An 11,429-nucleotide genomic window follows, 5' to 3' on the forward strand; every position below is an offset into this window, starting at 1 on the left:
CCCGCGCAGCGCGCGGTCGACGAGAAGGGATTCTCCGCGCAATGGCAGGTGCTCGATCTCAACCGCAGCTACGGCCAGCATTGGCAGGAAGGCGAGGGCGGCATCGATCCGGCCGCTGCGGCGTTCGGCGTGAATTTGTACCAGCCGGCCGACCTGTACCAGCAGAACGAGCGCGCGGGCAAATACGGCGTGCTGTTCGTCGCCCTGACCTTCGTCGCCTTCTTCCTGTTCGAGGTCTTGAAGAAACTGCGCGTGCATCCGGTGCAATACCTGCTCGTTGGCCTCGCGCTGACCACGTTCTATGTCGTGCTGCTCGCGCTGTCCGAACAGATCGGTTTCGCTTGGGCCTATCTCGCGGCGGCCGCGGCCGTGGTTCTGCTCGTCGGCGGCTACGCGGCGGCCGTATTGCAGGCCCGTAAAGCGGGAGCCATGCTCGGCGCCGCGCTGGCACTGATCTACGCGTTGCTCTACGGCCTAGTTGTCAGCGAGCAGTATTCGTTGCTGATGGGCGCAATCGCCTTGCTCGCCGTCGTAGCCGCGCTGATGTATCTGACGCGGAAAGTCGATTGGTATACTTATGCGAACGCGTGATTCACCTCTCCCTCCGGGAGAGGTCGGCGCGCGCAGCGCGACGGGTGAGGGAAGCCTTGCGTGAACGAGCAACGCCGCAATCGTGCAACGACTTTCCCTCATCCGCCCTTCGGGCACCTTCTCCCGGTGGGAGAAGGGAAGACAAGAGCCACACCATGAACCTGCTTGCCATCGACACCGCTACCGAAGCCTGTTCTGCCGCATTGGGCTTCGACGGCAAGATCATCGAGCGCAGCGAACTGGCGCCGCGCCGGCATGCTGAGTTGATCCTGCCGATGATCGCCTCGTTGCTCGCGGAAGCCGGACTTGCACGCCGCGATCTCGACGGCATTGCAGTCGGGCGCGGCCCCGGCGCGTTCACCGGCGTGCGCCTGGCGATCTCGGTCGCGCAGGGCCTCGCGCTCGGACTCGACCTGCCGGTCGTGCCGGTATCCTCACTTGCCGCGCTCGCACTCGATGCGCCCCATGCGGCACATCGCGACGAGCCCATTCTAGCCGTGATCGATGCGCGAATGGGCGAGGTCTACACAGGGACGTTCCGGCGCACGGCCGATGGCTTGGTCGAGGCGATTTCGGACGAGGCGGTCGGTCCCGCGGAAAAGTGGATTTTGCCAAAGAATCCACAAATGGATAATGCGCGGTGGAGCGTGGTCGGCAGCGGCTGGGATGCCTATCGCGACGCGCTCACCGCGCGTCTGCCCGCGCCGCCCGCGTTCGCCGACGGCAAACGCTATCCGCAGGCGCATGCCGTGTTGCGCCTCGCCACGCCGCGTTTCGCCCGCGGCGAAGGCTCTGCGCCCGAGGCCGCGCTGCCGGTTTACCTGCGCGACAAGGTGGCGCTGACGCTGGAAGAACAGCGCGCGCGCTGAAATGTGTTATTCAATCAGAAGATCCTTCCGCCACTGGCAGGTCTCCAGTTGCCCGTTCGCCTCGCGGATCACGCCGACTTCGTAGCGACCGTCCAATTTCGAAGCGTCCATGATCAGCGAGAAGCCGGCGTCGTCCAGTTTCTTGCGATGGAATTGGGCGGAGATATCCGCGCGTGGAACGCGCAGCGCGCGGCGGACGGTCGTTGCGCCCGACGCGTCGGTCAGCGTGATATGGACATCGCCGCCGGACTTGCCGTCGGCGCCAGAGGCGGTGGTCCATCCCCAGATGTGGACGATATGGTCCAGGGGCTTTTTCGTCTTCGGGTCGAGCAGCGCGGTGGCGGACTCGATGCTGCCTTCACAGGCATCGTTGCGACGCGGCGAGGCATCGAGTTTCGGCAACGGTCGCTCTGGCGTCGCGACATAGCAACCGTGCGTGCTGGCGAAGTTCCAGCCCTTGGCGAATGCAGAGCGCAGCATTGGCATGAAGTAGGGGTCGGCATCGGCCAGGCACGCTGCGATAGCGCCGAGCGGGGCATCGCCGACGAACGCTTCGGGATGCTGCACGGCCTCGTCGTAGCGCTTGAACCACGGTGCGACGGTAAACGCCTTGCGTTCGGAAAAATAGGCGACCGTCGAACTCCAGTCGAAACCATAGGCGGCGATGGATTGGGATTCCGGAACTTCGCGCCGGAGAATCCGACCGATCGCGATATCGCGCGAATTGAACGAGTCGAATCGCGTGGATGCAACGGCGAAGTAGTGCTCATGGAAAGCCGCCAGGTTGGTGACGACGGCGATGGCAACGCCGACCAGAGCGAGTGCCGCACGGCGTGAGCCCTCCTCGGCGCAGGCGCCGGCGACGACGGCAAGTCCGAACAGCGGGAAAATCACGTTCGCCGTCGGGTAATAGAAGTGCTCGCGATGCAGGTTGGAGAACATCAGCGGCGGCAACAACCCCGCGAGCAGGCAGAATGCGACGACGAATTTTTCCCTGCGGCGGGTTCGCGGGAGCAGGATGAAAGCTGACAGATACGCGAACAGACCGAGCAGCCCGGCGAGATTCTGTTCGAACAGCCGTCGCCAGATCACCTCGAGATAAAAATCCCGTGAACTGCGCTGCGCCAGGGTTCCCCAATTCCATTCGGTCAGGGCGCCGGAGGTGAGTTGTGCGCCGATCGGGTTGAGTTGCTTGACCTGGTCTGTGTATATCGTCCAGATCGCACCGACGGCGACGGGAATAGCGAAGCAGATGACTGCCACAAGCAAGGTACGTGGTTTGAACGCGGCCTTCCAGCCCTCGCTGGTCAACGCATGAATTGCGTAGACCACGGCGAGCGCCATGAGCAGGGGCAGTTCCGTCGTCGCCTTTTGCAGCATAGCCAAGGTGGAAAACAGCGTGAACCACGCGATCGGTTTCACCCGAGGCGCGTTCAGCAGGTCGACGAAGAACGGCAGTGCGCATACGGCAAAAAACAGCGCGGCGGTCTCGACCATGAAGGTCCGCCCCCAATACACGTAGATCGGGCTGGAAAACAGCAGCGCGACGAAGGCGTAAAGAACGGTGCTCGACAGATCGAGCTTGCGCATCACGCTGCGCGCAGGAAACACGCAACCGACCAGAAACAGGAACGAGAGCAGGCGGCCGACCACGTCGAGCCGCGCACCGGTGGCTTTGACGATAATGGCGACGATGAACTGGTAGATCGGAAATTCGAACGGAACCGACCAGGGATAACCGACGACGGGAGTTTGATAGTCGAGGCGGAATCCCTCGTGGACGAACCAGTACGAAGTCAGTGCCGTTTGCGTTTGACGGAACGAGTGCAGGTCAAACGGAAGTTGGCCGGCGTAGTGCAGGGCGATAAACAGGGCGAACAGAAAGCATAGCGCCGCGAGTAGTTTAAATAGGAACGTGGCCGGACCGGCACTCGTTCCTTGCAACGGTTGCATTTCCTTCATGGAGAGGTTTTGCCCTGAGATGGCCGATGTTTATGGATGGTTGGAAGTCTACCGCATCGTTTGGTTGAGTCGACATCTCGGCGATCAAGCGGGCAAGAACGAAGTGGCTTGCAGAGCGATTCTCGATTTTGCTAGGAAAGTGCTGTTCGTGTGGTTAGCGCAACGAAAATGCTAGAGTGTCAATTTGCGATGATCGAAAGTCCTTCCAGCTCGTTCGCCGTTTTTCTCTTGGCGCCGACATTAGTCCGAAATTCTTACCATGAACGACATCGTACCCGCGCACGAAAATGGTCACTTTTATTCACCAATCGTCAATCCCGATGAATTGCGTTCAGAGTACGAAAAAATATGGCCAAACCAGGTGCCAAAACTGATTGGAATCGATCTGAACGAGTCCTATCACGAGTACGTATTGCGTGAAGTATTTGGGAAGTATTACGAAGATTTTCAGTATCCGGAACAGGGGGATCCAGATACTGCGCTAAGGCGTTTCTATATAAGAAACTCCCAGTTCAGTTGGCTCGATGCACGAGCTCTGTTTGTTTTGCTTAGAGAGTGGAGACCGAACCGGATAATCGAGGTCGGCTCCGGCTACTCTACGGTTCTGATTTCCGATGTAAACGAGAGGTTCTTGTCTGGCGCCTGCAAAGTGCTATCTGTAGAGCCGTACCCAAGACCTTTCTTGAAGGAGATGTCCTCTATCGAACTGCTGGAGCAAAAAGTCCAGCACGTGCCGTACGAGGTATTCGAGCAACTGGAGTCAGGCGATATTCTATTTATCGATTCGAGTCACGTCTCGAAAACCGGCAGTGATGTCAACTATCTTTATTTTGAAATTCTCCCGCGGTTGAAACCTGGCGTGCGTGTACATGTGCACGACATATTTTTCCCGCTGGATTATCCGGTCCAATGGGTTCTCGAGGAGAACCGAAGTTGGAATGAGCAATATGTTCTCCGCGCTCTGCTGACGTTCAGTAAAAAATTCCGCGTGCTTTTCGGTAGCATGAATGCTTTCGTGAACCACAAAGAGTCTCTCGGAATTGCTCTTCGTCGTCCAATAGATGCACTGTATGGAGGCGGCAGTATCTGGCTTGAATGCGGTTGAGTCGGAGTGCGGTACAACTCTTTGGGAAAACTGGGCTTTCCTAAGTTCTTGATCTAGATTCTTCGTTCTAGGCTCCTTGTTCTAAGGATCTATCCGCGTCAAGGCGGCGTGCGGATATCGCCGAGCAATACCGCTGGGTCCTGCGGGCGCGACAAGAATACAAGCAGGTATCGAGCATTGCTGCGATAGTCGCGGATGTAGCCGTCGAAGCCAGTCTTGTGCGGCGTGTCGAACAACAACGCGCTGTCGCTTACGATGTGACTGAACTCCGCAAGGCCGACGATGCGGTTACTCTCGTCGAGCACGGCGAGTTGGCCGTCGCGCCGGATTTCGCCGGCGCCAGCATCGATCCTGCCTTCGAAGTGGGCGGCATGCATGCCAGTCAACGAATCGTCCAGCGTGTTGTAGACATGCGCCTCGCCCTTGAGGCGATCGGAAGCTTCGATCGCTCCGCTCCAGATGCTGTCGATCTTCTCGAACGCGGGATCGGCAAACATCGCCAGACGCCGCTGCTTGAACAGTGCGAGGCTGCGCTGTACGTCGTCGGCGCTGGCGTCGTCGCCGCTCGGGAACAAACCGGCTTCGAACAGGCCGCTGCGCACGACCGCCGCCGCCTGTTGCGAATGGCGATAGACGATGCTGGCCCAGGTGGCGTAAGCGAATTGGGTTGGCAGCGCGACGAGTGGCAGCAGGATCAGAAATGCCGAACCGGACACGGTGAGTATCTTCGAGCGCAGGCGCTGTGCTTCGAGTATCAGCAGGATCGCAAGGCCGCACCAGAACAGGTTCGGCCAGACGACGTAGCGGTCTGCCCAGACCTGCTCGGGGTATTTCACGAAGTAGTCAAGTCGGCCGAGGCTGATCACCGTTGCGGTGGCGAGTGCGAACAGGCCGAACATCAGCGCCAGTGCCTGCAGGCGCGTCGGTTTTGCCTCGCGCACGAAGGTGAAGCGGCCGAGCAGCAGCAGAAACAGTCCTATACCAGCGAAACCGACGAGGCGTGCGAGCATGCGCCACGACAGGCCGCTCACGCCCTGCAACCACGTCGCGCTGGCGACAACCTGCTCGCCCAAGCGTGCATAGGGCATCCCATTGGTGAACGAGTCATCGAGCACGGGCGGCGCGTGGCCGAGCCATAGCCGCACCCATGGCGAGGCAATCCAGTCCGCGGCGACGAGAACGCTGTCGAACGGACGGAAGGCGAGCACGTTGCGCACGCCCTGGTCGCCGGGCAATGCGATCAGATACAGAAACAGGCAAAACACGAGAACTGCCGCGGGAATCGCGTACCAGCGCGCCGGCAGGCGCAGGGCGAAAGCGAGGATGATCACGGCGGGAAAGCTGGCGACGCCGGAGCCGAAGCAGAACATCGCGACCGTGCATGCCGCACACGCGCCCAGCAGCCAGCGCCGCTGTTGCCGCTGCCAAGCCTCGAACGTGGCGATGCCGGCGAGCGCGACCGACAGCGTAAGCAGATAGACGTGCAAGGACTCGTAGCTGTGGAAGAGCATGCGTCCATTGACTAGGCCGAGCACGCCGAGCGTGCCGAGCATGACGCAGACCGCGCGCGCGGCGGGTGTCAATTGGCGCTCGCGCCAGGCGCACAGCGCGACGGCAAGCGCGGTCAGCACGGCGCAGAACAGGCCGAAGACGAATTGCAGCGAGTGATCGGCGGCGAACCAGCGGTTCTCTGCTTCGATGATGAGGTTGGGGAAGATCGGGCGGTGGCCGTTGCCCGGTTGCAGCACGTTGGCCGGAAACGGCAGATTCAAAAAGGTCTGGTAGTTGACGAACTCGTCCGAGAACGGCTGGTGCAAGCTGAAATTGATGATCGCGCAGATCGAGGTCCAGGCGAAAAAGATCGACCAGCCGAGGAACCAGGAAGTCAGCAGATAACGGGTTGCGATGGCGGACAGCGACGCGAGCGACGACAGTGACCGGTGCGCCGGTGGATTGGGCAAGCTGTTGATTGCCATGGTCTCTTGCGGTACGAACGGTCGCGTAGTCTAACCCAATCCGGATCGGCTTCGTCTCCCGTTATCGGCCCGGCAGAGAAGGACGATCGGGTATGATTGCGCCCCTTTCGATCCGTTCGCTGCGGTCGCATCGCCATGTCCACGCCTGTTCCTTCCGTCTCCGTGTGCATGCCCGCCTACAACGGCGCGGCGCATCTGCGCGCGGCGATCGATTCTGTGCTGGCGCAGACGCATGCGGATTTCGAGCTGGTCATCATCGACGACAATTCCAGCGATGCCACAGCGGAAATCGTCGCGGGCTATCTCGATTCGCGCATTCGCTACCTGCGCAATGCGCGCAACCTCGGCCCCCAGGGCAATTGGAATCGTTGCCGCGACGAGGCGCGCGGCAGGTATTTCAAGCTGATGCCGCAGGACGATCTGCTCGAAGCCGATTGCCTCGCGCGCCAGGTAGCCGAGTTTGAGCAGGATGCACAGCAGCGCCTCGCGCTCGTGTTCGGCGCTCGCGATTTCGTCGACGCCGATGGACGCAAGATCATGCAGCGCGCGGCATTCGGCGCACGAGATCGTCACGTCGATGCTCACGGCCTGATCGCCTCCTGCATCCGCAAGGGCACCAATTTGATCGGCGAGCCCGGCAACGTGTTGATGCGGCGCGAACTTGCCGAACGGATCGGGCCGTTCGACGGCACTTACGGCTACATGATTGATCTCGACTACTGGTTTCGTGCGCTGCGCGCGGGCGACGGCTATTATCTGGCGCGTCCGCTGTCGTCGTTCCGCATCTCGCAGGGTTCGTGGAGCGTGGCGATCGGCGCGGCGCAATGCGCGGAATTCGCCGCGTTCGCGCGCAAATATCAGGCGCTGCCGGAATACCGCATCGGCAGGGCCGAACTGGCACTTGGCATCGGCGTGGCGAAGATCAACGCGCGCCTGCGTCAGGCGGTGTATTGGTGGTTGTTGCGGCGGCAAGGCGTGAGCGAGAACTCGATGTGAGCGATTCGACACCGGAATTCGGTTCGACCTATGCGGCGGAACAGCTGCGGCGCAGCCGTCATCCGCTGCGTCGCTTGATCAAGAAGTTCTATCTCGATCGCGTGCTGAGCGAGGTCGACGCGGGGCCGACGATCGATTTCGGTTGCGGCGCGGGCCAATTGCTTTCGCGCCTGCCTGCCGGCTCGGTCGGGCTCGAAGTGAATCCGCATCTGGTCGAAGCACTGCGCAGTGAAGGACTCGATGCGCGTTTCTACGACGCCTACAGCGACGACTTCTCGTTGAGCCAGCTCGAAGCCGGTCGCTATCGCGCGTTCACGATCTCGCACGTGCTCGAACACTTCGACGACACGCCGGGGGTGATGCACAAGCTCTGGCGTGCCTGCGCGCGCCTCGGCGTGACCACGATCGTCGCCATCGTTCCCGGTGCCAAGGGTTACGCCTCGGATGCGACGCACAGGACTTTCGTCACGCGCGAATGGGTGCGCGACAACGGCCTCGAGCAGTGCGAGGGCTACGCGCTCGAACGCGCCGACTATTTCCCGATCGACAAGGCTTCGGTCGGCGACTGGTTCGTGTTCCACGAACTGCACCTGGTCTATCGGCGGAAAGCCTAGGTGGCCGCAGCGGACAGTTTCTGGGCGCGCCGCATCGCGCCGCTGTTGCGCCCGCAGTTCGTGCGCTTCGTCCTTGTCGGCGGCGCCAATACCGGCTTCAACATCCTCGTCTACTGGGCGTTTCTCTGGATCGGCCTCGCCGTGCCTCTGGCCAGTCTCGCCTCGCTGATCGTCGGCATCCTGATCAACTTCACCACGCAGAGCCGCTTCGTCTTCGACAACCGCAATCCGTGGAAGCTGCTGCCGTACTTCGTGGTCTGGGCGATCCTGTACGCATTCAACCTCGGCCTGATCTGGCTGCTGATGCGGTTTGGTCTCGACGCCTATGTCGGCGGATTGCTGTCGACGCCGGTGACGGTGCTGCTGTCGTACTTCCTGCAGAAGTCTTTCGTGTTCCGTTCTACACCGTCTTCTCGATGATGTAGCGCGGCCGGCGCTTGGTTTCGAGATAGATCTTCGAGATGTACTCGCCGATGATGCCGATGCCTAGCAACTGGATGCCGCCGAGGAAATAGACCGGGATCACGGTCGATGCCCAGCCCGGCACGTTACCGCCGAACAACACGCTGCGTAGCAGCACCCAGCCGCCGACCGCGAAGCTGAAGGCCGATACGACGATGCCGAACATGGTGATCCAGCGCAGCGGTCCGGCGGAGAACGAGGTGAGACCGTTCCACGCAAGCGAAAGCATCTTGCTCAACGGATACTTCGATTCGCCGGCATAGCGCTCGGCGCGTGCGTAACGGACCTCGGCGGTGCGGAAGCCGAGCTGCGGGATGATGCCGCGCAGGAACAGGTTGACCTCGTCGAATTGCGCGAGCGCCTCGATCGCCGCGCGGCTCATCAGGCGATAGTCCGCGTGGTTGAACACGATGTCGACGCCGACGAGGTGCATCACGCGGTAGAAACTTTCCGCGGTCCAGCGCTTGAACCAAGTATCCGTATCACGCGCGCTGCGGATGCCGTAGACGATCTGTGCGCCGGCTGCGTGCTCGCGCACCATCTCGCGGATCGCGCCGAGGTCGTCCTGCAGGTCGGCATCGACGCTGATCACCGCGTCGCCGTCGACGTTGAGCAGGCCGGCGATCAGCGCATTCTGGTGACCGCGGTTCTTCGCCAGCTTGATGCCATGGATCGAGGAATCTTTTGCCGCGGCCTGCTCGATGATCTGCCAAGTACGGTCGCGCGAGCCGTCGTCGACGAAGGTGATCGTCGAGGCATCGTCGATCAACTGCTCGGCTACCAACTCGCGCTTCAACGCGAGCAGGCGTTCGATCGCCGTTGGCAGCACTTCCTCTTCGTTGTAGCAGGGCAGAACGAGGGCGAGCTTGGTCATGGCGTGACGAGTCCGTTTGTCGGGTTTGTGGCGGCGCGCTCGCCACACAGCGTCCGCTCCCAACGCCAGGCGTGTCGCAGCAGCGTGTCGAGATCGGAGAACCGTGCCTTCCAGCCGAAAGCCGATTGCGCCTTGCTCGGATCGGCGATCAGACGGCCCGGGTCGCCTTCGCGCCGCGCGGCTTGCTTCACCGCGATGTGTTTTGCGGTGATCCGCTCCGCAGCGCGGATGACCTCGGAAACGGTGTAACCTGTGCCCGTGCCGAGATTGAACGCGCCGCATTCGCCGCCACCAGCGAGGTAATCGAGCGCGGCGCGGTGCGCCTCGGCAAGATCGGTCACATGCACGTAGTCGCGTTCGCAGGTGCCATCGCGTGTGGCGTAGTCGTCGCCGTAGACGGTGATCGCTTCGCGTCGGCCCGACGCAGCCTGCAACACGAGCGGAATCAGATGGGTTTCCGGATCATGGCATTCGCCGAGTTCGCCGTCCGGGTCGGCGCCGGCCGCGTTGAAGTAGCGCAGGCTCGCATGGCGCAGACCATAGGCGTGCGCGTAGTCCTGGAGGATCTGCTCGATGATGAGCTTGCTGCGGCCGTACGGGTTGATCGGCTGCTGCGGATGCGTTTCCGCTATCGGTGTCGATTGCGGCAGGCCATAAACCGCCGCTGTCGAGGAAAACACGAAACGGGTAATGCCGGCCTCCCGCATCACATCGAGCAGGCGCAATGTCTCGACGACGTTGTTTGCGTAGTACTTGGCCGGGTCCGTTACCGATTCGCCAACCTGGATGTGCGAGGCGAAGTGCACGACGGCATCGATACGATGCGCCCGAAACGTTTCGCGCAGAGCCTCCGCGTCGCCGGCATCGCCGACCACGAGCGGTCCGTATTTGACCGCGTCCGCGCGACCGGAGCAGAGATTGTCGAGCACGACGGGCACTTGGCCGGACTGGGCCAGGCACTTCGCGAAATGCGAGCCGATGTAGCCGGCGCCACCGACCACGAGCACAGTCACGAAAATTCTCCGCGTGGCGGCAGGTGTTGCAGGAACGAAGTTCGAATCATGGTGAAATCATAGCGAATTGCGCGTCGTTGCGGGCCGCGCCGGGGCGTATGGCGCCGCGATCAAAACCGGCTTCAATACGTCTCCTACGGTTTGCGCAGGCAGAATGCGGGTGTCAGATGCTTCCAGGTACGAATCGCGTTGCCGCTGTCGCCACAGCCGTCCTTGCGCCGCAAAACCGCCAGCATGTGCGTCGGCGTGATGTTGCCGGCGAGGATTTCGGCCTCGTCGCGTGCTTGCACGCGATCGATGAAGACGCGGTCACGCTCCGATTCCGCATCGAAATGCGGGCCGAAGCTGCGGTCGATGAACGCGTCGATCAGGTTCGAGTGGGCGAAGAAGAAATCGAAATCGAAACGCTCGATCAGCAGCGGCAGGATGTCCTGGGCGCGGATCCCTTCGAAGCCCTCGCGTGAACAATCCCAGTCGCGGAACGTCTTCTCGCGGCGGAGTAGTTGCAGGTTGTAGCGATAGTCGATCGGCAGTTCGCGCCAGAATTCGCGCACGATCGCGAGCGCTTCGGGCCAGCGCTGATGGCCGTTGCGGCCGATGATGTCCGAGGTGGCGAAGACGCCGCGCTCGGATATCGCGCTCGCGATCGCGTCGAACAGGCCTTCGAGATTGACGACGTGATGCAGGCTCTGGTTCGCGATGATCGCGTCGTATTGGCCTTGCGGTTGCCAGCGGTTGAAGTCGCCATCGGCCGGCAGCACGTGCGCGGATAGACCAGCCTCGTGCGCGAGTGCGGCACCGCGTTCGCGCATCAAATGATTGAGTTCCAGGCATTCGATGGTGAAATCTTCGATGCCGCGTTCGCGCAGCCGCTGTGCGATGCGCACCTCGACATCGCAATTGCCGGCGCCGATACTGACGAAGCGTGCGCGCCGAGAGAGCGTTTCACGCGCGGCTTGCTCCAGCG

The 11,429-nt window shown here is 61.6% G+C and carries 11 protein-coding genes; 6 read left to right on the top strand and 5 right to left on the bottom strand.

All coding sequences use genetic code 11. The annotated features are described in order from the left end of the window. Positions 1-591: inner membrane CreD family protein (locus VF497_RS00940; RefSeq protein ID WP_330885346.1), on the top strand; the 591-nt coding region annotated here is incomplete at its 5' end. 155 nt (positions 592-746) lie between these two features. Beyond that, positions 747-1,460 carry a tRNA (adenosine(37)-N6)-threonylcarbamoyltransferase complex dimerization subunit type 1 TsaB gene (gene tsaB / locus VF497_RS00945; protein ID WP_330885348.1) on the top strand — a complete coding sequence of 238 codons (714 nt, stop codon included), beginning with the start codon at positions 747-749 and terminating at the stop codon, positions 1,458-1,460. Positions 1,461-1,466: 6 nt separating this feature from the next. Here tsaB and VF497_RS00950 read toward each other — a convergent pair whose 3' ends face one another. Continuing rightward, entirely contained in the window at positions 1,467-3,422 is a 1,956-nt protein-coding gene (locus tag VF497_RS00950; RefSeq protein ID WP_330885350.1) for a glycosyltransferase family 39 protein, read from the bottom strand. A gap of 259 nt (positions 3,423-3,681) precedes the next feature. On the opposite strand from VF497_RS00950, the gene VF497_RS00955 reads away from it, so the two are divergent. After that, on the top strand, positions 3,682-4,527 hold the full coding sequence (locus VF497_RS00955; protein WP_330885352.1) for a class I SAM-dependent methyltransferase: 846 nt from the start codon (positions 3,682-3,684) through the stop codon (positions 4,525-4,527). 98 nt (positions 4,528-4,625) lie between these two features. Here the strand turns inward: VF497_RS00955 and VF497_RS00960 are convergent, their stop codons facing one another. Beyond that, positions 4,626-6,503 (bottom strand): hypothetical protein, encoded by a 1,878-nt coding sequence (locus VF497_RS00960; RefSeq protein ID WP_330885354.1) that lies wholly within the window; start codon positions 6,501-6,503, stop codon positions 4,626-4,628. A gap of 135 nt (positions 6,504-6,638) precedes the next feature. Between VF497_RS00960 and VF497_RS00965 the strand changes: the two genes are divergently transcribed. From VF497_RS00965 to VF497_RS00975, 3 genes are read left to right on the top strand one after another with little or no spacing between them, the layout of a single operon-like run. Next, positions 6,639-7,499: a glycosyltransferase family 2 protein gene (locus VF497_RS00965; protein ID WP_330885356.1), complete on the top strand. Its 861-nt coding sequence runs from the start codon at positions 6,639-6,641 to the stop codon at positions 7,497-7,499. After that, positions 7,496-8,113, top strand: coding sequence for a class I SAM-dependent methyltransferase (locus VF497_RS00970; RefSeq protein WP_330885358.1), 618 nt, complete (start codon positions 7,496-7,498; stop codon positions 8,111-8,113). Before VF497_RS00965 ends, VF497_RS00970 begins: the two co-directional genes overlap by 4 nt. After that, entirely contained in the window at positions 8,114-8,533 is a 420-nt protein-coding gene (locus tag VF497_RS00975) for a GtrA family protein (RefSeq protein ID WP_330885360.1), read from the top strand. Here VF497_RS00975 and VF497_RS00980 read toward each other — a convergent pair. The 3 genes from VF497_RS00980 to VF497_RS00990 form a co-directional block, all read right to left on the bottom strand. After that, positions 8,514-9,449 (bottom strand): glycosyltransferase family 2 protein, encoded by a 936-nt coding sequence (locus tag VF497_RS00980; RefSeq protein WP_330885362.1) that lies wholly within the window; start codon positions 9,447-9,449, stop codon positions 8,514-8,516. The two genes, VF497_RS00975 and VF497_RS00980, sit on opposite strands and share 20 nt — an antisense overlap. Next, the gene (gene galE, locus VF497_RS00985) at positions 9,446-10,462 is read right to left on the bottom strand and encodes a UDP-glucose 4-epimerase GalE (protein WP_330885363.1); all 1,017 of its coding nucleotides are present in this window, start codon (positions 10,460-10,462) and stop codon (positions 9,446-9,448) included. Before galE ends, VF497_RS00980 begins: the two co-directional genes overlap by 4 nt. 134 nt (positions 10,463-10,596) lie before the next feature. Then, on the bottom strand, positions 10,597-11,429 hold an 833-nt coding region (locus tag VF497_RS00990; RefSeq protein ID WP_330885365.1), incomplete at its 5' end, for a class I SAM-dependent methyltransferase.

The organism is Rudaea sp. (assembly GCF_036383415.1).
Taxonomy (GTDB): Bacteria; Pseudomonadota; Gammaproteobacteria; order Xanthomonadales; family Rhodanobacteraceae; genus Rudaea.

Coding starts and splice junctions, on each gene's coding strand:
- VF497_RS00980 (WP_330885362.1), bottom strand. CDS start 9,449: ATGACCAAGCTCGCCCTCGTTCTGCCCTGCTACAACGAAGAGGAAGTG.
- VF497_RS00965 (WP_330885356.1), top strand. CDS start 6,639: ATGTCCACGCCTGTTCCTTCCGTCTCCGTGTGCATGCCCGCCTACAAC.
- VF497_RS00950 (WP_330885350.1), bottom strand. CDS start 3,422: ATGAAGGAAATGCAACCGTTGCAAGGAACGAGTGCCGGTCCGGCCACG.
- VF497_RS00955 (WP_330885352.1), top strand. CDS start 3,682: ATGAACGACATCGTACCCGCGCACGAAAATGGTCACTTTTATTCACCA.
- VF497_RS00960 (WP_330885354.1), bottom strand. CDS start 6,503: ATGGCAATCAACAGCTTGCCCAATCCACCGGCGCACCGGTCACTGTCG.
- tsaB (WP_330885348.1), top strand. CDS start 747: ATGAACCTGCTTGCCATCGACACCGCTACCGAAGCCTGTTCTGCCGCA.